Source organism: Nguyenibacter sp. L1, assembly GCF_035199985.1.
In the GTDB taxonomy this organism is placed as follows: Bacteria; Pseudomonadota; Alphaproteobacteria; order Acetobacterales; family Acetobacteraceae; genus Gluconacetobacter; species Gluconacetobacter vanlangensis.
On sequence record NZ_CP127015.1, the window covers coordinates 2372013 to 2398159 of the forward strand.

Below are 26147 nucleotides of genomic sequence, written 5' to 3' on the forward strand. Positions count from 1 at the left end.
CTTCTGTATTTCGCAGCGCGCAGGCTATACTTGCCCCGGTTCCGGAGCGGCCCGGCGTCTTCATCGCGCCTGTCCGCCCCACGGAAGCGCCCCTTCCGCGGGAAGGGCAGGCCCTTTTTGCAGGATCCGAACATTTGCCGAGCCTTGGCCGCTACATTCCGTCTTCCCTGGTCTCGCCGCGCATCCGTTCCGCCGCGCGGCAAAGGCTGGCCGAACTGGGCGGAATGACGCTGTGGCTGCTGGCCCTGGCCCTGGCTGCCTCGTTATGGAGCTATAATCCGCGCGATCCGTCGATGAACACCGCCAGCACCCAGGCCCCGACCAACCTGCTGGGGGTGGTGGGGGCCTATCTGGCCGACGCGCTGCTGCAGAATATCGGCATCACCTGCGCGCTGCCGGTGCTGGCCCTGGTGGCCTGGGGCTGGCGGGTAGCGCGCCATACCGGACTGGGCTCGGTGCCGGTGCGCGTCGTCGCGCTGCTGTGCGCCATGCCGGTGATCGGCGCGCTGCTGGGGGCCGTGCCGCTGCTGGTCCCGGCGCTGCCGGCGCCGCACTGGCCCACCGAATCGGGCCCGGGCGGCGCGTTCGGCCTGTCGATCGCCCGTACCGCGCTGCAGGCCGGGTCGTCGGTGCTGGGCCCGGCCGGCCGGCTGGCGGTCTGGTGCCTGGGCCTGCTGCTGACGGCGCTGCTGGTACCGCTGGCGATGGGCCTGTCCCTGGCGGAATGGGCGGCAATCGGCCGCACCCTGCGCGCCGCGGCCCGGCAGCCCGCGCGCCTGGCGCGCGGCATGCCCGGACGGCACAGCCCGCCCGACCAGCCGCCCGCCGCCCCGGCCGGGCGGTGGGCCGGCGGGCTGGGCAGGGCGCCGGACGGGATTCTGGACGGGGCGCTGGAGGGGGCCATGCCGCCCCCCCGGCCCGATTTGTCCATGCAGCCCCGCGCGCCGGAGCCGCAGATACGCAGCCTGCGCATCGAGCGGCCCGACGCCGCGCGGGCACCGGCCCGCCCATCCACCCGTCCCTCCACTCGTCCCTCCCTGGGCACCGGCTGGGTGCAGCCGCCCGGCGTCGAGGATGACGCGGCGGCCGATCCGCCCCCCCTGCTGCTGGGCGGTCCCCGCCAGCCGGACGGCCCGGCCTGGAGCACCGAGGAGGCTGCCTTTGCCCAGGCGGCTGCCGAGACGGCGCCGGCCGAACCGCCGCGCGAAGCCGCGGCCGAGCCCCCCCGCACCGGCTTCATGGGCCGGCTGTTCGGCAGCCGCGCGGCGGCGGACCGCCCGTCCGCCGACCTGCGCGGCGCCGCCGGCCGGACGGCCGGCGGGAATGGCGGATACCCCCCGCCGCCCGATGCCGGCGCGCCGTGGCAATTGCCGTCGGTCAGGCTGCTGAAGGCCGCGCCGCCGCACGGCCAGACCGGCCCGTCGCAGGACATGCTGCAGGCCAATGCCCGCCTGCTGGAAACCGTGTTGTCCGATTACGGCGTGCAGGGGCGGATCGGCGAGATCCATGCCGGGCCGGTCGTCACGCTGTACGAACTCGAACCCGCGCCGGGCATCCGCTCGGCCCGGGTGATCGGCCTGGCCGACGACGTCGCGCGCTCGCTGTCGGTGCTCAGCGTGCGCATCGCCACCGTGCCGGGCCGCAACGTGATCGGCATCGAGGTCCCCAATGCCCGGCGTGAGACGGTGTATCTGTCCGAGCTGTTCCATGACGCGGCCTGGACCCAGTCCATGTCGCGGCTCAGCCTGGCGCTGGGCAAGGATATTTCCGGCGCGCCGGTCTATGGCGACCTGGCGCGCATGCCGCACCTGCTGATCGCCGGCACCACCGGCTCGGGCAAGTCGGTGGGGGTCAACGCCATGATCCTGTCCCTGCTCTACCGGCTGTCGCCCGACGAATGCCGGCTGATCCTGATCGACCCCAAGATCCTGGAACTGTCGATCTACGAGGGCATTCCCCATCTGATGACGCCGGTGGTCACCGAGCCGGCCAAGGCGGTGGCCGCGCTGAAATGGACGGTGCGCGAAATGGACCGCCGCTACCGCGCCATGTCGCACCTGCAGGTCCGCAATATCGGCAGCTACAACGAACGCGTGGCCGAGGCCCGGATGCGCGGCGAGGTCGTCAGCCGCCGCGTCCAGACCGGCTACGACCCCGAGACCGGCCGCCCGACCTTCGAGGAACAGCAGCTCGCGCTCGACTCACTGCCCTATATCGTGGTGGTGATCGACGAAATGGCCGACCTGATGATGGTCGCGGGCAAGGAGATCGAGGCCGCGGTCCAGCGCCTGGCGCAGAAGGCCCGCGCCGCGGGCATCCATGTTATCATGGCGACGCAGCGCCCGTCGGTGGACGTGATCACCGGCACCATCAAGGCCAATTTCCCGACCCGCATCTCGTTCCAGGTCATCAGCAAGTTCGACAGCCGCACCATCCTGGGCGAGCAGGGCGCCGAGCAATTGCTGGGGCAGGGCGACATGCTGTACATGCAGGGCGGCGGCCGCATCACCCGCGTCCATGGCCCCTTCGTCGCCGACAGCGAGGTCGAGGACGTGGTCGCCTTCCTGCGCAGCCAGGGCGAGCCGATCTATAACGACGACGTCATCTCGGCCCAGGACGAGGATGGCGGGGGCGGCGGGGGCGGGGGCAAATCCTCGGGCAACGGGCTGAACGGCGGCGGCTTCGACGAGGAAACCAGCCTGTTCGACCAGGCGGTGGCCGTGGTGGCGCGCGAGGGCAAGGCCTCGACCTCGTTCATCCAGCGCCATCTGTCGATCGGCTATAACCGCGCGGCCAAGATCATCGAGCAGATGGAAAAGGAAGGCATCGTCAGCCCGGCGAACCATGTCGGCAAGCGCGAGGTGCTGCTGCGCCGCACCGACGACGACGAATGACCCGCCCCCCGGGACGCTCCCTGGGGCGCCCGCGCCCGGCACCGGGGGCCGCCGCCCCGAAATCCGCGCCGCCGTTTCCGATCCTGTTCCAGGACAGCCGCTTCCTCGTCATCGACAAGCCGGCCGGCCTGCCGGTCCATCCCGGCCCCGCCGGCGGCCCCTCGGTCGAAAGCGCCTTTCCCCTGCTGTCCCGCCGCGCGGACGGGCCGTGGCTGGCCCACCGGCTGGACCGCGACACGTCCGGCTGCCTGCTGATCGCCCTGCGCAAGCAGGCGCTGCTGGCCGCGCAGGCCGCCTTCGCCGCCGGCACGGTCGAGAAGACCTATTGGGCGGTGGTGCACGGCCGCCCCGCCGCCGAATCCGGCACGGTGCGCCTGCGCATGGCCCGCCGGACCAGCCCCGCCGGCTGGCGCATGGTCGAAGACCCGCACGGACAGGCCCCCCTGGGCCAGGTCCCTCGGGGCCAGGAATCCGAGACCGAATGGCGCGTCCTGGCCTCGGACGGGCGGCAGAGCTGGCTGGCGCTGCGGCTGCTGACCGGCCGCACCCACCAGGCGCGGCTGCATTGCGCCAGCCTGGGCTGCCCGATCCTGGGCGACCCGGTCTATGGCCGGGCCGACGGCCAGGTGCTGCATCTGATGAGCCGCCGCCTGGCGCTGAAGCTGACGCCGCCGGTCGCCGCCACCGCTCCGCCGCCGCCCCATATCGCCGCCACCCTGGCGCGCCATGGCTGGCCCCTGCCGCCCGACGCGTCCGGACCGTCCGGCTGACCGGACGCGAAACCTGTCAGGGGCCAGTCACGGGCCGGTCACGGCTTGGCCGGCTGGCGGGGCGCCGTGGCCAGCGGCTGCGGGTTATAGACCGCGTCCGCCGGCTGCGGCGGCACCGGGGGTGGCGAGAAGGCCGAGATCGGGCCGAACAGCCCGCCATCCACCCGGCGCATGGTCGCCTCCGGCTGGCGGATGCAACCCCGCACCACCGCCGCGCACACCCCGTCGGTGCCGACCATCCTGTCGTCGTCGCCGGCGTAATGCACCTCGGTGACCCGGTCATCGACCAGGCGGATCGTCACCGCGCACGAGATCCCGCTGCCGCCGTAGCTCAGAGTGGCCAGGTTCAGCGGGCTGATGGAGAAGGACCCGCTGGCCCCGGGCTTGTAGACGTAATGGAACAGGCTGGTATGCGCATTCAGCGCCACGCGCCCGTCGGGCGGCCCGGCACAGGCCTGCAGATCATTCGCAGTCATGCCGATCATGCTGAGCTGCGCCTGATGCGCCGCCCGCGAATCCCCATAACCGCAGGCGGCCAGGCAGACGGGCAGCGATAGCGCAACGAAGGGGTGACAGGACGTGTTCCGAAACAAGACGACTCCTTTCCAGGCCGCGATCCGTGCCCGTTCACCTGGCGGCGCGCGGCGAGGGGCGTCAATACCACGCGCGCGTCACCACGCACGCGTCAGCCCTGCGGCGCGGCGTGCAAGGCGCGCAGGCAGTCGCCGCCCTGGTTGATCAGATGGATGTCGTGCACGGCCCGCACCGCCCGGGTCGTCCGCGCGCGCCATGTCGCCGGCATCCCGTCCGGGCGGCAGATCGTCTGCCCGCCCAGCAGGGGCCCGTTCTTCGGATCCAGCGCCGCCAGGACCGCCCCGGGACTGCGCGGCAGCGCCTGGCGCAGCGCCCGCTGCAGGCCCTGCGCCGTCCGCTGATCGGCCTGGGGCAGCAGGTCGGGCATCGTGGCGATCCAGTTCTGCCACCCCGCCGCCACCGCACGGCGCACGCGCGGCCATTCGTGGTCGCGCGTCAGGGCCTCGGCCGTCTTTTGCGCCCCGTCCTGGCGGATCCGGTCGGCCAATGTCCGCGCCGTCAGGGTCGGCCCCGCCTCGACCGGACCGAACGGCGCGGTCACCGCGCCGGCATGGGTGACCAGCGCCATGACCAGCGCCGCCGCCACCCCCGGCACCAACAGACGCGCCATGCCGGCGAACAGGGTCGAATAGATCCGCAAGCCGACTCTCCTCACACAGTGCGACATCAAGGAAAATCCAGGAAAACGACGAATCATGGCAAGCTCCGGGCAGGAAGGGGATTTTTCACGGGCGGGATCCACGCGCGGCGGGCAGCGGCCGCGACCGCGGCCAAGGGGCGGTTGCGGGGGGCGACCCGAGTGCCTATAGCGGGCGGCATGTCGTTCGGCGCGCATCAGGCCCAGCCCGCCGCCGCCTTATCCTCCGACCCCGACCGGGAGCTTCGTATCATGAGCACCATGTCCACCTCCGAGATCGCCCGCCTGCAGGTGTGCCTGCGCCGCCTGCTGGGCTCCCCCGAACTGACGGTCAACCCGCCGCCGCGCGCGGGCCTGTCGGTCGAAGTCGCCGTGAAGGGCGAAATCATCGGCACCGTCCATCGGGACGAGGATGAGGGCGAAGTGTCCTACGCCCTGCATATCACGGTTCTGGAAGAGGATCTGCCGGCCGAGACCGCCACCGCGCGCGCGCGCCGCTGATGCCGACGATTCTTGTGATCTGATTCTCGTGATTCCGGCGTCGGTGAGTTCCGCGTCGGTGAATCCGGCGCCGATCGCGCGCTGACCGTCGCAGGGGTGGGGAATCGCATCCTGCCCCTGCCGCGCTCCTGGCCGCGCGCCCGGCGCGGCGCGGTTACCGCGCCAGGACGGCGGTCCGGACGACGGCCGGCCGGTCGACGGCCGCTTCGATGATCGGGTGGCCGTCCTGGCCGGACGGCAGGTCGATGCGGGTGATCTTCCAGCGCCAGCCCTGGATCTGCATCTGCAGATGCAGCTTGCTGTCGCGCGCATGGCCCGGCGCCTGGTCCGGCAGGGCGAGGCTGGCCTCGAACATGTTCAAGCGCACGAAACGTACCCTCACATGGCGCAGGATCCGCACCCGCGCGGCGCCCGTCACCGAATGATTCGGGGCCGGATGACCGGGGGCCGGCCGGCCGGCGGCCAGCTTGCCCGCGTCCGAGGGGCCCGCCGGCATCAACTGGTCCATCAGCGTCCCGAGATTGGCGGCATTCACGTTCGTGTCCACGGCGTTGGACACCGCCGCGGCGGCGAAGGACGACCCGAATTCCGGCAGATCGTCGTCACCGGCAGGCTGCGTCCCGACCAGGCCGGTGACGATCTGCGCCTTGAGGCCGGTCTGGACCGACCGCCAGTTGAGGTACGTCCCCAGCGTCCGCACGTCATGCGCCTGCATGGCCGACGCGACCGACCACAGCGTGACGAAGGGCGAGGCGACGAACAGCGACAGCGCCATGACCAGGGTCACCGCGCAGAGACGCCGTGCCTGCTGCCGACGAACGGCAACCATATGGCCGGCTGGCATCAGGCGCATGAAACGGTCCATCGAGAAATCGTCCCTGTCGTACGGTGCTAGCATACGATAAGCATGGCGGACATGCATGACCTTCATGGCAAAATGACACAAATTGTTACAAAAAGAGTGTCACGAAGCCATATTCGCCTGCACCGGTCAGGCCCATACCTGACATTGTTGTCCCGGACGTCATCATGCCTGCAACGTGCCGGGACGGGGAAGGATGCATGATCCCTGATTTTTCCGAAGCCGAGATCCAGCGCTACGCCCGCCATATCCTGCTGCCCGAGATCGGCGGCACCGGCCAGGCCATGCTGCGCGCCGCGAGCGTGCTGATCGTCGGCGCCGGGGGGCTGGGCGCGCCGCTGGGCCTGTATCTGGCGGCGGCGGGCGTCGGCCGGATCGGTTTGGTGGACGACGACCTGGTCGACCTGTCGAACCTGCAGCGCCAGATCGCCCATACCACCGGCCGGATCGGCATGCCCAAGGTCGAGTCCGCGGCCGAGGCGATGCGGGCCGTCAATCCGCTGGTCCGGATCGACCGCCATGCCGTCCGGCTGGATGCCGGCAACGCCCGGGCGCTGGTCGCGGCCTATGACCTGGTCTGCGACGGCACCGACAATTTCCGCACCCGCTACCTGCTGGCCGACGCCTGCGCGCTGGAGCGGCGCACCCTGGTCTCGGCCGCCGTGCTGCGTTTCGAGGGGCAGCTTTCCACCTTCCGCCCGCATCGCGGCGGCCCGTGCTATCGCTGCCTCTATCCCGAGGCCCCAGCACCCGGCACCATTCCCTCCTGCGCCGAGGCCGGGGTCTTCGGCGCGGTGACCGGCGTCATGGGCACCCTGCAGGCCACCGAAGTGCTGAAGGAACTGCTGCAGATCGGCGACAGCCTGGCGGGCCGCCTGCTGGTGTGGGACGCCCTGGCCGCGCGCGTCCATACGATCCGCCTGGCGCCCGATCCCGACTGCGCGCTGTGCGGTCCGCGCGCGACGATCCGCGACCTGTCGGCCCATGCCGCGCCATCCGCCCCCGCCGATGTCTCCGCCGATGTTTCGGCCGATCTCTCCGCCGGGGCCGGGCCCGGTCCGGCCCGGTGCGCGTCGCATGCCCACTGACCCCCCGCCCCTCGTTCCATCGCCGCCCTTCCCGCCGGCCGCGCCCGACGCGGCCGGGCTGGCGATCCTGCTGCTGGATGGCGGGTACGAACGCGCCCACTACGCCTTCATGCTGGCGGCCGGCGCGCTGGCGATCGACCGGCCGGTCCTGCTGTTCGCGGCGGGGCACGGCGTGCATGCCCTGGCGCGCGACTGGCGCGGCCTGCGCGACGCGGCGGCCGACCAGGCGGTGCAGGCCAGCGGCGTCGCCGGCTTCGAGACGCTGCGCGAGGCCGTGCGGCAGCTCGACGGCGCGCTGATGGCCTGTGAATCCGGCCTGCGCGTCGCGGGCCTGCCGGCCGGGGCCCTGCTGCCCGCGGTGCGGGTGGCGGGTATTCCCACCTTCCTGGACGCCGCCCGCGGGCGGCAGATCATCACCCTGTGATCGGCTTGGGGGGGCAGGCATGGATCCTTTGCCGCATACCCCCTTGCCGAGCGGCGCTGGCCTTGGCAGGGATGCAGCCATGACGCGTTCCGCCCCTTCCGTCCCTTCGCTGCCCGGCCCGCATGGCGACCCGCGTCGCCGCAACCGGGCGCTTGTCCTGGCCCCGGCCCTGGCTTTGACCATGCTGGCCGCGACGCTGGACGGGACGGCGGCGGCGGCGGCGCAGGTCAGCTCTCAGAGCGGCCAGCCGGCCGCGCATCATCGGCACCGGCACCATCATGCCGGTCCGGCGCATCCGCATCACCATGCCCATCCGGACCATCCTCGTCCGGCCGCCCGGCCGGTCCCGCATTCCCGCCATGCCGGCCTCGCGCCGCATCGCCACGCGATGGATCACCATTACGTGATGTCGCCCCGCCACGCGGCGCTGGCCGCCGGCGCCGCGGCGGGCGCCATCGCCGGGACAGCAGGGGCCGGGGCAACGGGGACCGGGGCTGGGACGCCTGCCGCTCCGGCCGCGCCCCCGGCCCCGCCCGACAAGGGCACCGTGACCGGCCTGCCGCTGCCGCGTTTCGCGGCGCTTCGCGCCGATGAGGTCAATATGCGCTCGGGCCCCGGCCAGCGTTATCCGATCGAATGGGTGTATCATCGGCGCGACCTGCCGGTGAAGATCGAGCGCGAATTCGATGTCTGGCGCCTGGTCGAGGATTCCGACGGCCAGAAGGGCTGGGTCCATCAGGCGACCCTGGTCGGCGCGCGCACTTTCGTGGTTCCCGGCCTGCCGCCGGTCGACCCTGCCCAGGCCCGGCCGGCGCATCCCGCCTCCGGCGACGCCACCCCGCAATCCGCCCTGCAATCCACGTCCCAACCCGCCCCGCAGCCGGCGCCGGGCGGCCATTTCGACACGCGGGTGGTCGCCCGCCTGGCCGATCCCGCGGCGGCGGCGGCGATTCCGGGCGCGATCGCGATCCACGCGTCGCCCGACGCGTCATCCGCCCTCGTCGCGGTGCTCCGGCCCGGGGCGGTCGGCACGTTTCGCCTCTGCGCGGCCGGCACCGAATGGTGCAAGGTCAGCGTGCAACATTATTCAGGCTGGCTGGACCGCAGGGCGGTCTGGGGTCTTCTGCCGCAGGAGACGATCCAGCCGTCCTGATTGACGCGCGGCCCGGGCAGGCGCCCGGGCCGGGAACAGCGACCAGCGATCCGGTCGCGGAAAAAATCTGCAAGGAGAAAGCGCCCAATGACCATCACCTCCGCCTTCCGCCCCCGGCGGACGAAAATCGTCTCGACGCTCGGGCCGGCCTCGTCCGATCGTGCCACGATCCGTGCCCTGGCCGAGGCTGGGGTCGATGTGTTCCGGCTGAATTTCTCCCATGGCGCCCATGCCGACCATGCCGCCCGGCATGAGGCCATCCGCTCGGTCGAGGCCGAGCTGGGCCGCCCGATCGGCATCCTGGCCGACGTCCAGGGCCCCAAGCTGCGCGTCGGCACGTTCGAGAACGGCAAGGTGACCCTGCAGAGCGGCGCCGCCTTCCGCCTGGACCTCGACGACGCCCCCGGCACCATCGAGCGCGTGCGCCTGCCGCACCCCGAGATCATCAGCGCCGCCACGGTCGGCAGCAACCTGCTGCTGGATGACGGCAAGCTGCGGCTGGTGGTGCGCGAGGTCGGGCCGACCTATCTGGACACGGTGGTGGCCGTGGGCGGCGTGCTGTCCGAGCGCAAGGGCGTGAACGTGCCGGACATCGTGCTGCCGATCCCGGCCTTGACCGAAAAGGACCGCAAGGACCTGGATTTCGCGCTGGAACTGGGCGTGGAATATATCGGCCTGTCCTTCGTCCAGCGCCCCGAGGACGTCCGGGAGGCGCGTGACATCGCCGCCGGCCGCGCCTGGATCATGACCAAGGTGGAAAAGCCGCAGGCGATGGACAATCTGGACGAGATCGTCCGCCTGTCCGATGCGGTGATGGTCGCGCGCGGCGATCTGGGCGTGGAACTGCCGCCCGAGGCCGTGCCCCTGGCGCAGAAGCGCATCGTCCGCCTGGCCCGCCAGTTGGGCAAGCCGGTGGTGGTCGCCACCCAGATGCTGGAAAGCATGATCCACGCCCCGACCCCGACCCGCGCCGAGGCGTCGGACGTCGCCACCGCGGTGTTCGACGGCGCCGACGCGGTGATGCTGTCGGCCGAGACCGCCGCCGGGGAATATCCGCTGGAAGCGGTCGGCATCATGAACCGCATCGTGCGCCGGGTCGAAGAGGATCCGATCTGGCAGTCGATCATGCGCGCCAGTTGCCCCGAGCCCGAAGGGTTCGTCGCCGACGCGATCGCCGCCGCCGCCGGGCAGATCGCCGGCACGGCCGCGGCGCGGGCCATCGTCGCCTTCACGCTGGGCGGCTCGACCGCGCTGCGCATCTCGCGCGAACGGCCCGAGGCGCCGATCATCGGCCTGACCGAAACCGACGAGATCGCGCGCCGGCTCTGCGTCGCCTGGGGCGTGCGCGCCCAGTCGGTCGGCCAGGAAACCCCGGTCCGCACGGTCGAAACCGTGGTCGACCAGGCCATCGAAGCCGCCGTCGCCAGCGGCCTCGCCCGCTCGGGCGACGCGATCGTCATCGCCGCCGGGCTGCCCTTCGGCGTGGCGGGCAGCACCAACACGCTGCGCGTTGCCCGCGTCGACTGACGCGCACGGACCGGCCCGCCACCCCCCGGGCCGGTCCCCCCTTCTATGAGGGGCTGACCGTCTCCAGCCGCTCCAGCAGCGGGTGGTCGCGCAGATAGAGCAGGAAGCCGGCACAGCCGATCGTCAGCCCCACCAGCACGATCGCGCCGGAGACCGAGACGCTGGACGCCACCGCCCCCAGCACCGCCCCGCCGAACAGGCCCAGAATCGCCGCCAGGCGCCGCCAGACCCCCAGCGACGGGCCGCCCGCCAGCCGGCTGTCATGCGCCAGCCCATGCAGCAGCAGGGTCGCTGCCGGCAGCGTCAGGTCCGTGACCTGCGCATGGCGGGTGGCCGAGGTCTGCAATCCCATCGCCACGGCCAGGATCGTCAGCACGGCGTAGTAATGCCACGGCGCATTCACCCACCAGATCAGCGCGGCCCCGGCGACCAGCACCCCCACGGCCATCAGCAGGTCGGCGACCGTGCGCCGCCGTGAATGCGACCGCCGCACCAGCCGGCCGCCCAGCGCCGCCCCGATCAGGTAAGAGGCGATCGCCACCAGCCCCGGCCCCAGGATGGACTGGCCCGACACCAGATGCACCGCGATCAGGATCACGGTCGCGGTCATATAGCCGGCAAAGACGTTCAGATGGGTCAGCGAAATGGCGTCCAGCGCGCCCATCGCCACCGTGACCATGATGATGGCGATCACCAGTCTCGGATCATGAGGCCCCGGGTCACGGCCGGGCGGTTTGTGTGTCTGGTTCATGACCTCATGCATGTCCGCGCCGCGCGAACAATTCCGTAAGCATCCACAAGCAACGCACCAACAAAAGAAGGGGGACACCGCGATGCGATGCCCCCTTTCACCTTAGTTCCCGAAGATTCTCGCCCTTCGGGTCTTCATCCCTGCGATCATCATGCCGCAGGTTTCTTGTTCTTGGGAGCGGGCCGTTCCGGTCTTCTCGCTCTGGTATCCTCTACATGAACCCTTTTTTTCTGTCCGTCAATCGAAATTCGCAAATAAACCTCCGTCGATGCTTTTGTTGCACTGCACAATACCTGAGAGCGCACAATAAAATCATCCGATCACACAGAAGTTTATTTCCCCTCGCGGAACCCTGCCGGGTGCGCCTCGGGCGCCGGTCGCCTTGCCCGAAACCATCGCGGTCCATCCGCATGTCCGAAGTCCCGGTGCGCGCCGGATCAATGGGGCGCGGACAATTGCAGGCGAAGCAGCCGCGCGGTGTCGCAGCCCCGCATCCGGCGAGCATCCGCGTCGAGACGATCCCGCACGCGCAGCCAGAATATGACTTCGTCGATATTGTTTTCTTCCAGGCACTGACCGATACGGCGCATGACGACCCGCCGGGCGGCCGCCCCGAACAGACGGACAAGGCCGCGCGCGGCAGCGGATGGATCAGGGAATGGACAAAGCCGGTGGTACGTGTCGGACGCCATGCCCCGCCCCGAAATGATGATTATAGTCCGCAACTCTATAGTCCGTGGTCGGTACACGGCAAGCCTGCTCATGGTGAATCATGAGCAAGAGTGCAAACGGGCCAACCCGGCAAAAAGCACCCCGCAAGCCGCGCCCCTCGATCCAGCCACCGCTGGAAACCCAAGATGGCGGAGACCCGCGCGCGGCGCTGGGGGAGATCATCTATACGGAACGCATGCGCCTGGGGATCAGCCAGGAAGAACTGGCAGCCCGCGCCGGCCTGGACCGGACCTATGTCAGCGGCATGGAGCGCGGCCTGCGCAATCCCACCTTCCTGGTATTGCTGCGCCTGGCCCGGGAACTCGCCATCGACCCCGCGATCCTGGTCCGTATCGAAATCCGGAAGGCTCCGACAAACCTTTGATCACACCGGCGATAAACGCCATCCGCGCGGTACCCGTCATCCTCTTTGTTACGCAACTATGTCGGTTCTCGTGCCGGGATCTGTTCGGTCGAAACATATCCATGCGGATCAATATTCGTCCGGCGCGACGTTAAGGAAAATTCCCTTTAAAAATCTTATATCTATCGAAATCGCGCTTTTGGAATCCCGGCATGCGATCTCTGGCGGCCGGGTTTCACGCGATCATGGTGTGCGCCCGCGACACCGGCCGGATATCGGCTGATTTTGACATCTCCCATGATATCCCGACGGATATTCCGATCGGGGCTTCATGTACGAAGAGCAGCAGGTTCTGTTGGGGCTTGAGTCGGCGGAAGGGGATGGTACGTAGGACCGCGTCACCTTGCCGAAGGCGGCGGCTTCCGCCCTCTCGGTCGTCATCCATACTGCGCTTCTTCCGGAGGTTTCCATGCGAATCGCTGTCTTCTGTGGCGCGTCTTCCGGACGCAGGCCGGTCTACCGCGATGCGGCGTTCGCCTTCGGGCGGCTGCTGGCCGAACGGGGCATCGGCCTTGTCTATGGTGGCGGGCATGTCGGGCTGATGGGCGCCGTGGCCGACGGCGCGCTGGAAGCCGGGGGCGAGGCGATCGGCGTCATGCCGCGGGCCCTCGCCGAGCGGGAAATCGCGCATCGGGGCCTGACCCGGCTTGATGTCGTCCCCAGCATGCATGTCCGCAAGCAGCGCATGGCCGAACTCGCCGGCGGATTCGTCACCCTGCCGGGAGGGGCCGGAACGTTCGAGGAGATTTTCGAGCAATGGACCTGGGCGCAGCTCGGCATTCATGAAAAACCCTGCGGATTCCTCAATATCGACGGATATTTCGACCCCCTCATGGCGATGGTCGATGCCGTCACGCGGGAAGGCTTCATGAAACCGGTCTACCGGCAGATGCTGGTGGTCACTCCGGACCCGGACGAGATGATCCGCCGCTTCGCGACCTATACGCCGCCACCCCGCAAATGGACCGAAGCACCGGCGCCATGAGGCCGCGCGCGGCGACAAAAAAAGCGGCCCCCGAAGGAGCCGCCCTTTCAGCATCGCGATGGAAAGCGCGCCAGAAGAAAATGCGCCGGAAAACGCACCGGAAACGGCCTGGCGATCAGCCGGCCCCCGGCACCGGCGCCGTGCCGTTCGCGGCCCGCGCGGTGGCCGGCGCGGTCCGTTCGTTCCAGCCGCCGCCCAGGGCGCGATAGACGGTGATCAGGTTCTGGTACCGCGCCTCCTGCACCGAGATCTGGCTTTGCTGCGCCGTATACAGCGCGCGCTGCGAATCCAGCGTGGTCAGATAGGAATCCACCCCGGAATCGAACCGCATCCGCGCCAGGCGATACGCATCGGCCGACGAACTTACCAGCGCGTCCAACTGCCGTCCCTGCTCCAGGTAGGTCGCGCGCGCCGCCAGCGCGTTCGACACGTCCTGGAACGCGGACTGGATGGCCTTCTCATAAGCCATCAGCCGTTCGTCACGCCGCGCCTTCGACACCTGCAGCGACCCCTCGGTCTGGCCCCAGGTCAGCAGCGGCACCTGCAATTGCGGATTGATCGACCAGGTCGTGGCGCCCGAGGTGAACAGGTTGCGGAACTGCAGGCTGGACACGCCGTCCGACGCCGTCAGGATCAGGCGCGGGAAAAACGCGGCGCGGGCCGCCCCGATATCGTCATTGGCCGATTTCAGCGCGAATTCGGCCGACAGCACATCCGGCCGCCGGTCCAGCAGGTCGGACGGCAGGCCCGCCGGCAGGTCCGCCAGGATCGTCTGCCGCCCGAACGGCGCGGGCGGCGGTAGGTCGGTCGGCATCGGCGCGCCCACCAGCAGCACGATCTGGTTCTCGTCCTGCGCGATCATGCGCTGATATTGCGCCCGGTTGGCCGCCGCCTGCTCGACCTGCGTCTCGGTCTGGCGCAGCGTCAACTGGTCGGTCTCGCCCCGGTCGAACCGGGCCTGGGTCAGGCGCAGCGTATCCTGCTGCGATGCCAGGGTCTGCTCGGTCACCCGCAACTGCTCGCAATCGGCCAGCCATGCGACATAGGCCGTCGCCACCTGCGAAATCACGCTGATCACCAGGGCACGCTGGTTGGCCACCTGGCTCAGCATCTGGTCGGATGCCTCGCGCGACAGGCTGCGGATGCGGCCGAACAGATCGATCTCATAGGACGAGAAGCCGATCCCGGCCTGATAGAATCGGAACGTGCCGACCCCGCTACGTCCCAGCCCGGGCGCGAAGGCGAAGCCGCCATTGTTCGACGGCGCCGTGTATATCGACTGCCCGGTCCCGTTGATCTGCGGGAACAGCGCGGCATGCTGCACCCGGTACTGGCCCTGCGCCTCGATCACCGACAGCGCGGCCGAACGCAGGTCGCGGTTCTCGCGCACCGCCAGCGCGATCAGCGCCCGCAGGCGCGGATCGACGAAGAAATCGCGCCAGCCCAGGTCCGATGCCGCGGTGCCGATCTGCCCGGCACCGCTGGCATGATAGGCCGCGCCGGTCGGCCAGGCCGGCGCCACCGGCAGGGATGGCCGCTTATAGTTGGGGATCAGCGTGCATCCCGGCAGGGCCGCCAGCAGCAGCAGCCCCGCCCACGAGCGCCGACGCACAGAAGGATAGGCTTTCATCGACTCAGCTCTCCTGCCCGGATGCGCCGGCGGCATGGGACGGATTTTCATACGGATCGACGCGGTCCTTGATCCGCGTCACGCGGAACAGCCGCAGCACCAGGACGAAGAACAGCGGCACGAAATAGACCGCCAGCAGCGTGGCCGAGAACATGCCGCCCACCACCGCCGTGCCGATCGCCTTGCGCGCGGCCGACCCGGCCCCGGTAGCAATCGCCAGCGGAAAGACGCCCAGCATGAAGGCGATCGACGTCATCAGGATCGGCCGCAGACGCTCGCGCCCCGCTTCCAGCACCGCATGTTCCAGCGTCTGGCCGTCCTCGAACTTCGCCTTGGCGAATTCGACGATCAGAATGGCGTTCTTGACCGCCAGCCCGACCGTCGTCAGCAGCCCGACCTGGAAATAGACGTCGTTGTCCATGCCCCGCCACAGGGTCGCGACGATCGCGCCCAGCACGCCCAGCGGCAGCACCAGCAGCACCGCCAGCGGGATGAACCAGCTTTCATACAGCGCGGCCAGGCAGAACAGGATCACCACCGCCGCCAGGGCATAGAGCGGCGCGGTCGACGACCCGGAAGCCTGCTGCTCGTACGACAGGCCCGTCCAGTCAAAGCCGATCCCGTCGGGCAGCTTGGCCAGGATCTTCTGGATCTCGGCGATGGCCTCGCCGCTGCTGTGGCCCGGCGCCGGCTGCCCCAGGATTTCGAAGGCGTTATAGCTGTTATAGCCCTCGACCTTCTGCGGGCCGTTGGTCCAGTTGCCCGTCGCGATCGCGTTGAAGGGCACCAGCGTGCCGGCGCTGTTGCGGATATACCATTTGGCCAGATCGCTCGGCAGCATGCGGCCCGAAGGCTCGCCCTGGATATAGACCTGCTTGACGCGATCATTGCGCAGGAACTGGTTCACGTAGATCGAGCCGAACGCACCCTGGATGGTCGTATTGATGTCGGCGATCGAGACCCCCAGCGCGTTGGCCTTCTCGCGGTCGATGTCCAGGTGATATTGCGGCGCATCTTCCATGCCGTTCGGGCGCACCGCGAACAGCACCGGATCGCGCGCCGCCATGCCCAGCACCATGTTGCGCGCCGCCAGCAGCGCCTGGTGGCCGACATGGCCGCGATCCTCCAGCTCCAGGTCGAAGCCGGTCGCGTTGCCCAGTTCCAGCACCGCCGGCGGATTGACGGCGAAGATCTGCGCCTCGGGGTCGCCCCAGAAATGCATCATGATCCGCTGCGCGATCGCCGCCGAGGATTGCGACGGATCGGGCCGCTGGCTCCAATCCTTCAGCCGGATGAAGAACGAACCGGCATTCTGCCCCTGGCCGGCGAAATTGAAGCCCGCGGGCGCGATGACCGAGATCACGTTCTTGCCCTCGGTCTTCAGGACATAGTCCGTCACCCGCTTGTTCACCGCCTCGGTCTGCGCCAGCGTCGAGCCCGGCGGCAAGGTCACCTGGCCGAAGATCAGGGCCTGGTCCTCGTCCGGCAGGAAGCCCGTGGGAATCCGGCCGAACAGATAGGCGACGCCCGAGGTGATGATGACGAAGGCCAGCAGCGACGGCACCATGTGCCGGACCATCCAATGCACGCCGCCCTGGTATTTCGTCGTCATCCGCGTGAAGTTGCGGTTGAACAGGCCGGGCAGGCCCTTGTCCTTGATGTGGACGCCGGGCTTCAGCAGCGTGGCGCACAGCGCCGGCGTCATGATCAGCGCCACCAGCACCGACAGCCACATCGCGCAGACGATGGTGATCGAGAACTGGCGATAGATCACGCCGGTCGACCCGCCGAACGCCGCCATCGGCAGGAACACCGCCGACAGCACCAGCACGATGCCGATCAGCGCGCCCGAGATCTCGTCCATCGACTCCCGTGCCGCCTGGCGCGGCGACAGGTTGCGCTCGGTCATCACGCGCTCGACATTTTCCACCACGACGATCGCGTCGTCGACCAGTAGGCCGACCGCCAGCACCATAGCCAGCATGGTCAGCGTATTGATGGCGAAGCCCAGCGCCGCCAGCAGGCCGAACGTCCCCAGCAGCACCACCGGCACCGCGATCGTCGGGATCAGGGTCGCGCGGAAATTCTGCAGGAAGACCAGCATCACGAAGAACACCAGCACGATCGCGGCCACCAGGGTCACGATCACTTCGTGGATCGACATCGTGATGAACGGCTCGGTATCCAGCGGATAGACGATCTGCAGCCCGTGCGGGAAGAATTTGGCCAACTGCGCCAGCTCTTCCTTGACCGCGGCCTCGGTCTTGAGCTGGTTCGCCCCCGGTGCCAGCTTCAGCGCCATCGCCGCCGCCGGATGGTTGTTCCAGGTCGCGATGAAGTTGTAGCTCTGCATGTTCAGCTCGACCCGCGCCACGTCGCGGATCCGCACCTGCGAGCCGTCCGGCTGCACCTTCAGCAGGATGTTGCGGAATTCCTCGGTCGTGGTCAGGCGCGCCGGACCCAGGATGGTCGCGTCCAGCCGCGCTTCCTTCGTCGCAGGCAGGCCGCCCAGCTCGCCGGACGACACCTGGATGTTCTGGGCCTGCAGGGCCGCCTGCACATCGCCGATCGTCAGGCTGTAGCTATACAGCTTGGCCGGGTCCAGCCAGATGCGCATCGCATATTCCGACCCGAACAGCGTATGATCGCCCACGCCGGACACGCGCGACAGCGGGTCGGACATGTTCGACGCCATGTAATCGCCCAGGTCCGCGCCGCTCATGCTGTTGTCGGTCGAGACGATGCCGACCACCATCATGAAGTTCTTCACGGCCTTGGTCACCGACAGGCCCTGGCTGACCACCTCGGCCGGCAGGCGCGGCTGGGCAAGCTGCAGCTTGTTCTGCACCTGCACCTGCGCGATGTCCGGATTGGTCCCCTGCTGGAACGTCAGGTCGATTTCCATCTGGCCGTTCGCATAGGACGAGGACTGGATATATTCCAGATGGTCCAGCCCGTACATCTGCTGCAGGATCGGATGCACCACCGTGTTGTTGACCGTCTCGGCCGACGCACCGGGATCGGTCACGGTCACGGCGATCATCGGCGGAGCGATGCTCGGATACTGCGCGATCGGCAGGTTCAGGATCGATAGACCGCCGATCAGCATGATGATCAGCCCGATCACCCATGCGAAGACGGGCCGGTCAATAAAGAAACGCGACATGTTCGCCTATCCTGCCCTTCAGCCCGCCTGACCCTGGCCCGCCTGGCCCTGGTCCGCGGCGGCCTCGACCGGCTTCACCACGGCGCCGGGGCGCACTTTCTGCAGCCCGGTCACGATCACCCGGTCGCCGTCGTTCAGGCCCTGATTGACGATCCAGTTGCTGCCCACCGCGCGGTCGGCTTTGACCTGGCGGACCTCCACCTTGTTGTCCGCGCCCACCAGCATGACGCTGGCCTGGCCGTGGACGTCGCGGACCAGCGCCTGCTGCGGCACCAGGATGGCGCGCGGGTCCGTCCCTTCCAGGATCTCGGCATGCACGAACATGCCCGGCAGCAGCAGATGGTCGGGATTGGCGAAAATGGCGCGCACGACGACGGTCGCCGTCGATTCATCGACATTGACCTCGGCGAATTCCAGTTTGCCGGCAACGGGATAGGGGCTGCCGTCCTCCAGCGTCAGCCCGACCGTCGCGGCATTGGCGTCGGCACGCTGCAACTGCCCGGCCGCCAGTTCCTGCTGCAGGCGGATCAGCGCCGACGAGGGGAGGTTCACATCGACATAGATCGGGTCCAGCCGCGTGATGGTGGCGATGTTCTGCGTCTGGTTGGCCGTCACCAGCGCGCCCACCGTGCTGATCGACCGGCCGATCCGGCCCGCGATCGGCGCATAGACACGCGTATAGGACAGATTGGTCGCGGCACCTTCCAGGTTGGCCTTGGCCTGTGCCACGTCGGCCTCGGCCTCGCGCTCGGCGGCCAGGGCATCGTCGTAATCCTGCTGGCTGACCGCATGCGCCGCCGCCAGCGGCCCATAGCGCCGCATCTTGGCCTGCGCGGTCAGCAGCGCGGCCTGCGCATGCAGCAGGGCGGCCTTGTCGGCGTCATAGGCCGCCTGGTACATGGCCGGGTCGATCTGATAGAGCTGCTGCCCGACCGTCACGTCCGCGCCCTGCGTGAACAGGCGCTTCTGCAGCACGCCGCTGACCTGCGGACGCACCTGGGCGATCTCATAGGCCTCGATGCGGCCGGGCAATTCGGTGTGAATCGGCGCCGGATGCGACGTCACGGTGACGAAGGTGACCATCTGCGGCGGCGGCGCAGGCGGGGCCGCCGGCTTGCGGTCGCAGCCGGCCAGCGCCAGTGCGGCGCAGGCGGCAAGAAGGGTGGCGCGGTGGGGGCGAGGGGACGTCATTGCGTGTTTTCAACCCAGGAGGACGTGATCGCCGGGACTGGACAGGAGGGAATCGCATGGCGATATGCATCGCGAAACCGACCCATGCATGACCGGCATAAGGAAACTGTTAGGTTTTCTTGATCGGAAACTATTTCGTTTCTAAATTCGGGTCAATAGCCCGCCACACCGTTCCGTGAAGGAGACCCGCGAATGCCCGCAACCGGGGCCACGATTTCGGACCTTGCGCTCTCTTCCCGCTCCGGGGAGCGAACAGGGCCCGGCGCCGAAAGGCGATGCCCCGGCCGCCCCCCGGTACTCGAGGGCGGCGAACGGCGCGAGCTGATCATCCAGGCGGCGTGCGAGGTGCTGCGCAACAACGGCTATCACGGCGCCTCGATGGACAAGCTGGCCCATCTGTCGGGCATGTCCAAGAAGACGATCTACCAGATGTTCGCCTCCAAGCTGGACCTGTTCCAGACCCTGATCCGCGAGCGCCTGTTCGACATGAAATACCGCGCCTGGTGCCCCTGCCCCAACGTGGGCCCCGAGGAGGAACTGGTGCAGATCCTGCTGTCGATCGCGGGCAGCATCCTGCAGCCCGACCGGATGAGCCTGACGCGCGCCATCGTCGGCGAGATCCGCGACGCCGGCGAGATCCGCAAGATCATGGAGGGCATCGAGATCAGCGGAAACAGCAACCAGGTCGAGGCCTGGCTGCACCGCCAGCGGGACGCCGGCACCTATGCGATCGACGACGTCGAGGACCTGGGGCGCGGCCTGTTCAACATGACCGTCGGCAAGATGGTCCTGGCCGAACTGTTCTATTGCAACAAGCCGCTCACCCGGCTGGAACTCGAAGCGAATATCCGCCGCTGGGTCCGCATCTTCCTGCGCGGCCTGCCCCCGCCGCCTCGCTGCCGCCATTCTCCGGCGGCATGACGGCCTGAACGCCACGGGCGGGCTTCCGCCCGCCGGGAAAGAGGCTATCATCCCGGCAATGACCGCAGGACCTCCCTCCAGGACCGCCGGCCGGACCGCCCGTTTCTGCACCGGCTCCATCATGCGCCACGTCGTCGTCATGGCCGGGACGGGGGCGATCGGGCTGATGGCGGTGTTCGCGGTCGACCTGCTCAACCTGTTCTACATCTCGCGGCTGCGCGATCCGGCCCTGACGGCGGCGGTCGGCTTCACCGGCGCGGTGGGCTATGTGCAGATCGCGGTGTCGATCGGCATGTCGATCGGGCTGGGCGCCGTCACCGCGCGGCAGATCGGCGCCGGCCGCCATGCGCGCGCGCGCCGCATCGCCTCGTCCTTCCTGTTGGTGATGGTGGCGGCCACGGCGGCGCTGGGCCTTGCCACCGCGCTGTGGGCGGCCCCGATCCTGCATCTGTTCGGCGCCACCGGCCGCGCCGCCGAGCAGGCGGAGCACTATATCCGCATCGTCTCGCCGGCCCTGTCGCTGATCGCGGTCGGCATGGGCTGTTCCAGCCTGCTGCGCGCGGTGGGCGATGCCAGGCGGTCGATGAACGTCACGCTGATCGGCGCCGTCGCCGCGGCCGCGCTGGACCCGCTGCTGATCTTCGCGCTGCATCTGGGGCTGGAGGGCGCGGCGATCAGCACCATCCTGTCGCGTACCGTCGTGGCCGGCCTGGGGTTCCTGGCGGCCCGGCGCCACGGCCTGCTGGCACTGCCATGCGCGCGCTATATCCTGCATGACGCGCGGCTGGTCGGCGGGGTGGCCATGCCGGCGATCCTGACCAACCTGGCCACGCCGATCGGCGGGCTGTTCGTCACCCATGCCATGGCCACGTTCGGCCTGGCCGCTGTGGCGGGCCAGGCGACGATCGACCGGATCGTCCCCGTCACCTTCGCCTTCGTCTTCGCGCTGACCGGGTCGGTCGGGCCGATCATGTCGCAGAATCTCGGGGCGGGGCACCTGGCCCGGGTGCGCGAAACCCTGGTCACGTCGCTGAAACTGGTGGCGGCCTGCGTGGCCGTCACCTGGCTGATCCTGCTGCCGGCGCAGAACCTGGTGGTCGCGGCCTTCGCGGCCCACGGCACCCAGGCGGCGCTGATCCGCCTGTTCTGCACCTGGACGGTCGGCGGCTACCTGTTCATCGGCATGCTCTTCGTGGCCAATACCGCGTTCAACAACTTGGGCTTTCCGCTCTATTCCACGCTGTTCAACTGGGGCCGGGCCACGCTGGGCACCGTGCCCTTCGTCTGGGTGGGCATGCGCTTCGGCCCCAGCGGGGTCCAGGTCGGCCAGGTGCTGGGCTGCGTGCTGGTCGGAAGCTGGGCGATGCTGACCGCCTTCGGGGTGATCGGGCGGCTCAAGCCCGGGCCCGTCGCCCCCGGCCTGGCGGCCGAACTGCCCGCCCGCACCGCCAAGAGCGCTCTGGCCGAACTGGACGAACTGGACGAGGAACAGCAGATCGCCGACGACCTCTCGGCCGACCGCCCGGCGCGCGCCTGAAATCGCATTTCCGGGGGGCCGCGGCGCCTTGCAGGACCGGCCAGCCGGCCGGCCCTTCTTTTCACAGCCTGTCCCGCTTCAGCCTGCCCCCCGCTTCAGCCTGCCTTGTCCAGCTCGGCCTCGAACTGCGGCAGCACCTCGAACAGATCGCCGACCAGCCCGTAATCCGCGACCTGGAAGATCGGGGCCTCGGGGTCCTTGTTGATCGCCACGATCACCTTGCTGTCCTTCATGCCGGCCAGATGCTGGATCGCGCCCGAGATGCCCACGGCGACATACAGCTCTGGCGCCACGATCTTGCCGGTCTGCCCGACCTGATAGTCGTTGGGCACGAACCCCGCATCCACCGCCGCACGCGACGCGCCGATCGCCGCCCCCAGCCGGTCGGCCAGCGGGTTCAGAAGCTTGAAATTTTCTTCGTTCTGCAGCCCGCGTCCGCCGGACACCACCACTCGCGCCGAATCCAGCTCGGGCCGCTCCGATTTCGACAGCGCGATCGACACGAATTCCGACACCGCCTGCCCCTCGGGTGCGGCCACGTCCTCGACCGGGGCGCTGCCGCCTTCGGCCGGGGCGGGGTCGAAGGCCGCGGCGCGCACCGTCAGCACCTTCTGCGCATCCGACGACCGCACCGTCGCCAGCGCGCTGCCGGCATAGATCGGCCGCACGAAGGTCTCGGCATCGACGATCGACACCACCTCGGGGATCGGCTGCACGTCCAGCAGCGCCGCGGCGCGCGGCAGCACATTCTTGCCCGACGCCCCGGCGGCTGCCACGATGTGGCTGTAGCCGCCCGCGAGCCGCACGATCAGCGCCGCCAGCGGCTCGGCCAGTTCATGCGCGCAGGCCGCGTCCCCGGCCCGCAGCACCTTGGCCACCCCCGGGATGGCGGCGGCCGAGGCCGCGACCGCCGCGTCGCCCGCCACCAGCACATGCACCTCACCCAGACCCAGGGCGCCCAGTTTCAGCCCGGCGGTCACCGCCGAACGCGACGCCTGCCTGATCGCGCCGGACTCATGATCGAGGAAAACGAGTACGGCCATGATCAGATCACCTTCGCTTCGTTACGCAGACGCGCCACCAGCTCGACAGCGGACGCGACCTTGATGCCTTCCTTGCGCGGCGGCGGCTCGGCCACCGACAGCGTGGCCAGGCGCGGCGTCACATCCACCCCCAGATCGCCCGGCGCCAGGGTTTCCAGCGGCTTCTTGCGCGCCTTCATGATGTTGGGCAGCGAGGCATAGCGCGGCTCGTTCAGCCGCAGGTCGGCGGTCACGATCGCCGGCAGCGCCAGCGACAGCGTCTCCAGCCCGCCATCGATCTCGCGGGTGACGGCGGCGCGGCCGTCGGCGATCTCGATCCTGCTGGCGAACGTGCCCTGCGGCCAGCCCAGCAGTCCGGCCAGCATCTGGCCGGTCGCGTTCATGTCGTCGTCGATCGCCTGCTTGCCCAGGATCACCAGCTCCGGGCTCTCCTTCGCCACCAGCGCCTTCAGCAGCTTGGCGACGCCCAGCGGCTCCACCGCGACGTCGGTCAGCACCAGGATGGCGCGGTCCGCGCCCATCGCCAGCGCGGTGCGCAGCGTATCCTGCGCCTGCTGCACCCCGATCGACACCGCCACGATCTCGGTCGCGACGCCCTTTTCCTTCAGGCGCACCGCTTCCTCGACCGCGATCTCGTCGAACGGGTTCATCGACATCTTCACACCGGCGGTCTCGACCCCGCTGCCATCCGCCTTTACCCGCGGCTTGATGTTGAAATCGATGACTCTTTTTACCGGGACAAGAACCTTCATGGATTTCTTCGCCTGTTATCTTTCGACAAAATCCGGCGTGGGACGGCCGTTCAGCACGCCCCATAGCGTATTTTGTCCGAAATTCACATCCCGCCCGGGTAATTCGGCCCGCCGCTGCCTTCGGGCGCCACCCAGTCGATGTTCTGCGTCGGGTCCTTGATGTCGCAGCTCTTGCAGTGCACGCAGTTCTGCGCGTTGATCTGCAGGCGCGGATCGGTCTCGGCGTCCACGACCTCATAGACCCCGGCCGGGCAATAGCGGCTTTCGGGCGCGCGGAACACGTCCCAGTTCACCGTCTTCCAGATCGCCTGGTTGCGCAGCTTCAGGTGGACCGGCTGGTCCTCCTCGTGATTGGTCGCGGACAGGAAGACCGACGACAGCCTGTCGAACGTGATCCTGCCGTCCGGCCTGGGGTAGGCGATCGGCGCCGACTGGCCGGCCGACAGCAGGTCCTCGTTGTCCCCGTGGCGGTGATGCAGCGTCCAGGGCGCGCGGCCGCGCAGCAGCATCGCGTCGATGCCCGCGTACAGCGCGCCCCCCTTCGTGCCGAACCGCGCGAAGGCCGGCCGGATATTGCGCACCCCGCGCAGTTCCTCCCACAGCCAGGACGAGCGCACCCGCGCGGTATAGGACGCAGGCTCGGCCCGGCCGCCCGCCATCGCCTCGGCCACCGCCTCGGCCGCCAGCATGCCGGACTTCATGGCGGTATGGGTGCCCTTGATCTTCGGCACGTTCAGGAATCCCGCCGTGTCGCCGATCAGCGCCCCGCCCGGGAAGCTCAGCCGCGGGATGGACTGGATGCCGCCTTCCGACAGCGCGCGCGCGCCGTAGGCGATGCGCCGCCCGCCCTCGAAATAGGGGCGGAAGGACGGATGCAGCTTCAGCCGCTGCATCTCGTCGAACGGCGAAAGCCAGGTATTGGCGTAGTCCAGCCCGACCACGAACCCGTACGACACCAGGTTCTCGCCGAAATGATACATCCACGCGCCGCCATAGGTCCGGTCGTCCAGCGGCCATCCGAAACTGTGCAGCACCAGCCCGGGGCGATGCTGCTCCTTGGGGATCTCCCACAATTCCTTGATGCCCAGGCCGTAGGTCTGCGGGTCCACGCCCTTGCGCAGATTGTATTTGGCCATCAATTGCTTGGTCAGCGAGCCGCGGCATCCTTCGGCGAACAGGGTGTAGCGCGCGCGCAGCTCCATCCCCGGCGCGTAATTCGCCCCCCTGGTGCCGTCGCGGGCGATGCCCATGTCGCCGGTGGCCACGCCGACCACCCGCCCGTCCTCGATCAGCACCTCCGACCCGGCGAAACCCGGATAGATCTCCACCCCCAGCGCCTCGGCCTGCGCCGCCAGCCAGCGGCAGACGTCGCCCAGGCTGACGATGTAGTTGCCGTGGTTGCGCATGTGCGGCATCACCCGCTCCAGCTTCGGCACCGCATAGCCCCGGCTCCGGGTCAGGAAGAGCATCTTCTCCTCGGACACCGCGGTGTGCAGCGGCGCCCCCTTCTCGCGCCAGTCGGGCAGCAATTCGTCCAGCGCCCGCGGCTCGATCACCGCGCCCGACAGGATATGGGCGCCGATCTCGCTGCCCTTCTCGATCAGGCAGACCGTGGCCTCGGGCGCCAACTGCCGCAGGCGGATCGCCGCTGCCAGGCCCGACGGACCGCCGCCGACCACGACAACATCGAATTCCATCGTCTCGCGCGCCTGTTCGGTCATGCCTCTCTCGTCTCGTTCTGCTGCGCGGCGGACGCCCCCGGGAGGTCATCGAAGGGGGCGCCCGGCGTCGGTAAGAAAACTCCAGGTGGCTTTCCTAGAACCGAAAGGGGCCCGAACGCAAAACAAGAGCTTGGGGTCACCCATGCCGGGGGCTCCCCAGGGCGGAACGTCAGGCGGCAGGGCCGAAGGCCAGTTCCTCGACCGCCCGCCAGTCCGCGCCGACGAAATTCACGATCAGCGACCGCCGCACCCCATGGATCGGCCGGCGGACGAAACCGTGCCAGGTCTGGGGCCCCGGTACGAACAGCAGGCCGGAATTGAACGCCCCGCTCGCCCGGGCCACCGCCCGGCCATCCGCGGTCATCAGGTCGGTGCCCCAGCCGCCGGCCCCGGGACCCATCGACAGCGACACCAGCAGGGTCAGCCGCTTGGCGCCGATATCGGTATGCGGCGCCAGCCAGAACCCGTCCGTATCCAGGCACAGTTCCAGCCGCAGCGCCGTCCCCGCCAGCCGCGCCCCGCACAGCGCCTGCAACGCGGCGCGGGTCGGCGGCGCGTCGAACAATGCGGCCAGCGCCGCCAGTCCCGCATCCCGGCGCCGCCGCGCGGGCGTCACGAATATCCGCCTGCCGTTGCGCGCCGCGCGCCGCCCGTCATTCTCCCCGCCCGCCGCCGCCGGGCCCGGATCCCATGCCAGCAGGGCGGCACGGGGTTCGGGCGGCAGCATGTCGTCCAGAATCCAATGGGGGAATGGCCAGGACCCGGCCCGCGCCGCCGCCAGCGACCGGTCCAGATGTCCCTGGTCCGGATGCCGCTCGCCCCGATGCCCCTGGCCCCGATGCCCATCCGGATTCCGGCTCATGGA

23 protein-coding genes are annotated in these 26147 nt (G+C 69.2%); 12 read left to right on the forward strand and 11 right to left on the reverse strand.

Annotation, left to right across the window (positions count from 1 at the left end; genetic code table 11):
* Nucleotides 1-134: 134 nt before the first annotated feature.
* Together QN315_RS10695 and QN315_RS10700 are read left to right on the forward strand one after the other, a co-directional pair.
* Entirely contained in the window at nt 135-2894 is a 2760-nt protein-coding gene (locus QN315_RS10695; RefSeq protein ID WP_323989253.1) for a DNA translocase FtsK 4TM domain-containing protein, read from the forward strand.
* Nucleotides 2891-3664, forward strand: a complete 774-nt coding sequence (locus QN315_RS10700; protein WP_323989254.1) for an RNA pseudouridine synthase — start codon at nt 2891-2893, stop codon at nt 3662-3664. The genes QN315_RS10695 and QN315_RS10700 overlap by 4 nt, the downstream gene beginning before the upstream one ends.
* A 38-nt stretch (nt 3665-3702) precedes the next feature.
* On the opposite strand, the gene QN315_RS10705 is transcribed toward QN315_RS10700, so the two are convergent.
* Both QN315_RS10705 and QN315_RS10710 read right to left on the reverse strand, forming a co-directional pair.
* Nucleotides 3703-4257, reverse strand: a complete 555-nt coding sequence (locus QN315_RS10705; RefSeq protein ID WP_323989255.1) for a hypothetical protein — start codon at nt 4255-4257, stop codon at nt 3703-3705.
* A 92-nt stretch (nt 4258-4349) separates the two neighbouring features.
* Entirely contained in the window at nt 4350-4898 is a 549-nt protein-coding gene (locus QN315_RS10710; protein WP_323989257.1) for a hypothetical protein, read from the reverse strand.
* A gap of 249 nt (nt 4899-5147) precedes the next feature.
* Here QN315_RS10710 and QN315_RS10715 point away from each other — a divergent pair, with 249 nt between their 5' ends.
* Nucleotides 5148-5396, forward strand: coding sequence for a DUF3126 family protein (locus QN315_RS10715; protein ID WP_176641310.1), 249 nt, complete (start codon nt 5148-5150; stop codon nt 5394-5396).
* 154 nt (nt 5397-5550) lie between these two features.
* On the opposite strand, the gene QN315_RS10720 is transcribed toward QN315_RS10715, so the two are convergent.
* A complete protein-coding gene (locus tag QN315_RS10720; protein ID WP_323989258.1) occupies nt 5551-6249 on the reverse strand; it encodes a DUF2939 domain-containing protein in 699 nt (232 codons plus the stop codon).
* A 209-nt stretch (nt 6250-6458) separates the two neighbouring features.
* On the opposite strand from QN315_RS10720, the gene QN315_RS10725 reads away from it, so the two are divergent.
* The 4 genes from QN315_RS10725 to pyk all read left to right on the forward strand — a co-directional run bounded on the left by QN315_RS10725 (nt 6459) and on the right by pyk (nt 10450).
* A complete protein-coding gene (locus QN315_RS10725) occupies nt 6459-7346 on the forward strand; it encodes a molybdopterin-synthase adenylyltransferase MoeB (RefSeq protein ID WP_323989260.1) in 888 nt (295 codons plus the stop codon).
* Complete coding sequence (locus tag QN315_RS10730; protein ID WP_323989261.1) at nt 7336-7770, forward strand: DsrE family protein; 435 nt, start codon at nt 7336-7338, stop codon at nt 7768-7770. The genes QN315_RS10725 and QN315_RS10730 overlap by 11 nt, the downstream gene beginning before the upstream one ends.
* A gap of 181 nt (nt 7771-7951) precedes the next feature.
* Nucleotides 7952-8923: an SH3 domain-containing protein gene (locus tag QN315_RS10735; RefSeq protein WP_408904631.1), complete on the forward strand. Its 972-nt coding sequence runs from the start codon at nt 7952-7954 to the stop codon at nt 8921-8923.
* Nucleotides 8924-9010: 87 nt separating this feature from the next.
* Complete coding sequence (gene pyk / locus QN315_RS10740) at nt 9011-10450, forward strand: pyruvate kinase (protein WP_323989265.1); 1440 nt, start codon at nt 9011-9013, stop codon at nt 10448-10450.
* A 43-nt stretch (nt 10451-10493) separates the two neighbouring features.
* Here the strand turns inward: pyk and QN315_RS10745 are convergent, their stop codons facing one another.
* Complete coding sequence (locus QN315_RS10745; RefSeq protein ID WP_323989266.1) at nt 10494-11144, reverse strand: YoaK family protein; 651 nt, start codon at nt 11142-11144, stop codon at nt 10494-10496.
* A 467-nt stretch (nt 11145-11611) separates the two neighbouring features.
* Between QN315_RS10745 and QN315_RS10750 the strand changes: the two genes are divergently transcribed.
* The 3 genes from QN315_RS10750 (at nt 11612) to QN315_RS10760 (ending at nt 13321) form a co-directional block, all read left to right on the forward strand.
* A complete protein-coding gene (locus tag QN315_RS10750; protein WP_323989268.1) occupies nt 11612-11977 on the forward strand; it encodes a hypothetical protein in 366 nt (121 codons plus the stop codon).
* Nucleotides 11974-12297 carry a helix-turn-helix domain-containing protein gene (locus tag QN315_RS10755; RefSeq protein ID WP_176638954.1) on the forward strand — a complete coding sequence of 108 codons (324 nt, stop codon included), beginning with the start codon at nt 11974-11976 and terminating at the stop codon, nt 12295-12297. The genes QN315_RS10750 and QN315_RS10755 overlap by 4 nt, the downstream gene beginning before the upstream one ends.
* Nucleotides 12298-12745: 448 nt before the next feature.
* Nucleotides 12746-13321: a TIGR00730 family Rossman fold protein gene (locus QN315_RS10760; protein ID WP_323989270.1), complete on the forward strand. Its 576-nt coding sequence runs from the start codon at nt 12746-12748 to the stop codon at nt 13319-13321.
* Nucleotides 13322-13436: 115 nt separating this feature from the next.
* Here QN315_RS10760 and QN315_RS10765 read toward each other — a convergent pair whose 3' ends face one another.
* Genes QN315_RS10765 through QN315_RS10775 form a run of 3 tightly spaced genes read right to left on the reverse strand, consistent with a single transcriptional unit; the run spans nt 13437 to nt 19308 of the window.
* Nucleotides 13437-14951, reverse strand: coding sequence for an efflux transporter outer membrane subunit (locus QN315_RS10765; protein WP_323989271.1), 1515 nt, complete (start codon nt 14949-14951; stop codon nt 13437-13439).
* A gap of 4 nt (nt 14952-14955) precedes the next feature.
* On the reverse strand, nt 14956-18117 hold the full coding sequence (locus QN315_RS10770) for an efflux RND transporter permease subunit (RefSeq protein ID WP_323989272.1): 3162 nt from the start codon (nt 18115-18117) through the stop codon (nt 14956-14958).
* Between the two features lie 18 nt (nt 18118-18135).
* Nucleotides 18136-19308 carry an efflux RND transporter periplasmic adaptor subunit gene (locus QN315_RS10775; protein WP_323989274.1) on the reverse strand — a complete coding sequence of 391 codons (1173 nt, stop codon included), beginning with the start codon at nt 19306-19308 and terminating at the stop codon, nt 18136-18138.
* A gap of 192 nt (nt 19309-19500) precedes the next feature.
* Here QN315_RS10775 and QN315_RS10780 point away from each other — a divergent pair, with 192 nt between their 5' ends.
* Together QN315_RS10780 and QN315_RS10785 are read left to right on the forward strand one after the other, a co-directional pair.
* Nucleotides 19501-20229, forward strand: coding sequence for a TetR/AcrR family transcriptional regulator (locus QN315_RS10780; RefSeq protein WP_323989275.1), 729 nt, complete (start codon nt 19501-19503; stop codon nt 20227-20229).
* A gap of 121 nt (nt 20230-20350) precedes the next feature.
* The gene (locus QN315_RS10785; protein WP_323989276.1) at nt 20351-21766 is read left to right on the forward strand and encodes an MATE family efflux transporter; all 1416 of its coding nucleotides are present in this window, start codon (nt 20351-20353) and stop codon (nt 21764-21766) included.
* Nucleotides 21767-21861: 95 nt separating this feature from the next.
* Here QN315_RS10785 and QN315_RS10790 read toward each other — a convergent pair whose 3' ends face one another.
* From QN315_RS10790 to QN315_RS10805, 4 genes are all read right to left on the reverse strand, one after another.
* Nucleotides 21862-22809, reverse strand: coding sequence for an FAD-binding protein (locus QN315_RS10790; RefSeq protein ID WP_323989277.1), 948 nt, complete (start codon nt 22807-22809; stop codon nt 21862-21864).
* A gap of 2 nt (nt 22810-22811) precedes the next feature.
* The gene (locus QN315_RS10795) at nt 22812-23561 is read right to left on the reverse strand and encodes an electron transfer flavoprotein subunit beta/FixA family protein (RefSeq protein ID WP_323989278.1); all 750 of its coding nucleotides are present in this window, start codon (nt 23559-23561) and stop codon (nt 22812-22814) included.
* Nucleotides 23562-23644: 83 nt separating this feature from the next.
* Nucleotides 23645-25282 carry an electron transfer flavoprotein-ubiquinone oxidoreductase gene (locus tag QN315_RS10800; RefSeq protein WP_323989279.1) on the reverse strand — a complete coding sequence of 546 codons (1638 nt, stop codon included), beginning with the start codon at nt 25280-25282 and terminating at the stop codon, nt 23645-23647.
* A gap of 169 nt (nt 25283-25451) precedes the next feature.
* Complete coding sequence (locus tag QN315_RS10805; protein WP_323989280.1) at nt 25452-26144, reverse strand: 2OG-Fe(II) oxygenase; 693 nt, start codon at nt 26142-26144, stop codon at nt 25452-25454.
* Between the last annotated feature and the right edge of the window lie 3 nt (nt 26145-26147).

What these genes read in the sequence shown, in the direction of transcription:
- QN315_RS10700 (WP_323989254.1), top strand. Translation starts at nt 2,891, where the DNA reads ATGACCCGCCCCCCGGGACGCTCCCTGGGGCGCCCGCGCCCGGCACCG.
- QN315_RS10715 (WP_176641310.1), top strand. Translation starts at nt 5,148, where the DNA reads ATGAGCACCATGTCCACCTCCGAGATCGCCCGCCTGCAGGTGTGCCTG.
- QN315_RS10720 (WP_323989258.1), bottom strand. Translation starts at nt 6,249, where the DNA reads ATGCGCCTGATGCCAGCCGGCCATATGGTTGCCGTTCGTCGGCAGCAG.
- QN315_RS10725 (WP_323989260.1), top strand. Translation starts at nt 6,459, where the DNA reads ATGATCCCTGATTTTTCCGAAGCCGAGATCCAGCGCTACGCCCGCCAT.
- QN315_RS10730 (WP_323989261.1), top strand. Translation starts at nt 7,336, where the DNA reads ATGCCCACTGACCCCCCGCCCCTCGTTCCATCGCCGCCCTTCCCGCCG.
- QN315_RS10735 (WP_408904631.1), top strand. Translation starts at nt 7,952, where the DNA reads ATGCTGGCCGCGACGCTGGACGGGACGGCGGCGGCGGCGGCGCAGGTC.
- pyk (WP_323989265.1), top strand. Translation starts at nt 9,011, where the DNA reads ATGACCATCACCTCCGCCTTCCGCCCCCGGCGGACGAAAATCGTCTCG.
- QN315_RS10750 (WP_323989268.1), top strand. Translation starts at nt 11,612, where the DNA reads ATGTCCGAAGTCCCGGTGCGCGCCGGATCAATGGGGCGCGGACAATTG.
- QN315_RS10755 (WP_176638954.1), top strand. Translation starts at nt 11,974, where the DNA reads ATGAGCAAGAGTGCAAACGGGCCAACCCGGCAAAAAGCACCCCGCAAG.
- QN315_RS10760 (WP_323989270.1), top strand. Translation starts at nt 12,746, where the DNA reads ATGCGAATCGCTGTCTTCTGTGGCGCGTCTTCCGGACGCAGGCCGGTC.
- QN315_RS10765 (WP_323989271.1), bottom strand. Translation starts at nt 14,951, where the DNA reads ATGAAAGCCTATCCTTCTGTGCGTCGGCGCTCGTGGGCGGGGCTGCTG.
- QN315_RS10770 (WP_323989272.1), bottom strand. Translation starts at nt 18,117, where the DNA reads ATGTCGCGTTTCTTTATTGACCGGCCCGTCTTCGCATGGGTGATCGGG.
- QN315_RS10775 (WP_323989274.1), bottom strand. Translation starts at nt 19,308, where the DNA reads ATGACGTCCCCTCGCCCCCACCGCGCCACCCTTCTTGCCGCCTGCGCC.
- QN315_RS10780 (WP_323989275.1), top strand. Translation starts at nt 19,501, where the DNA reads ATGCCCGCAACCGGGGCCACGATTTCGGACCTTGCGCTCTCTTCCCGC.
- QN315_RS10785 (WP_323989276.1), top strand. Translation starts at nt 20,351, where the DNA reads ATGCGCCACGTCGTCGTCATGGCCGGGACGGGGGCGATCGGGCTGATG.
- QN315_RS10790 (WP_323989277.1), bottom strand. Translation starts at nt 22,809, where the DNA reads ATGGCCGTACTCGTTTTCCTCGATCATGAGTCCGGCGCGATCAGGCAG.
- QN315_RS10795 (WP_323989278.1), bottom strand. Translation starts at nt 23,561, where the DNA reads ATGAAGGTTCTTGTCCCGGTAAAAAGAGTCATCGATTTCAACATCAAG.
- QN315_RS10800 (WP_323989279.1), bottom strand. Translation starts at nt 25,282, where the DNA reads ATGACCGAACAGGCGCGCGAGACGATGGAATTCGATGTTGTCGTGGTC.
- QN315_RS10805 (WP_323989280.1), bottom strand. Translation starts at nt 26,144, where the DNA reads ATGAGCCGGAATCCGGATGGGCATCGGGGCCAGGGGCATCGGGGCGAG.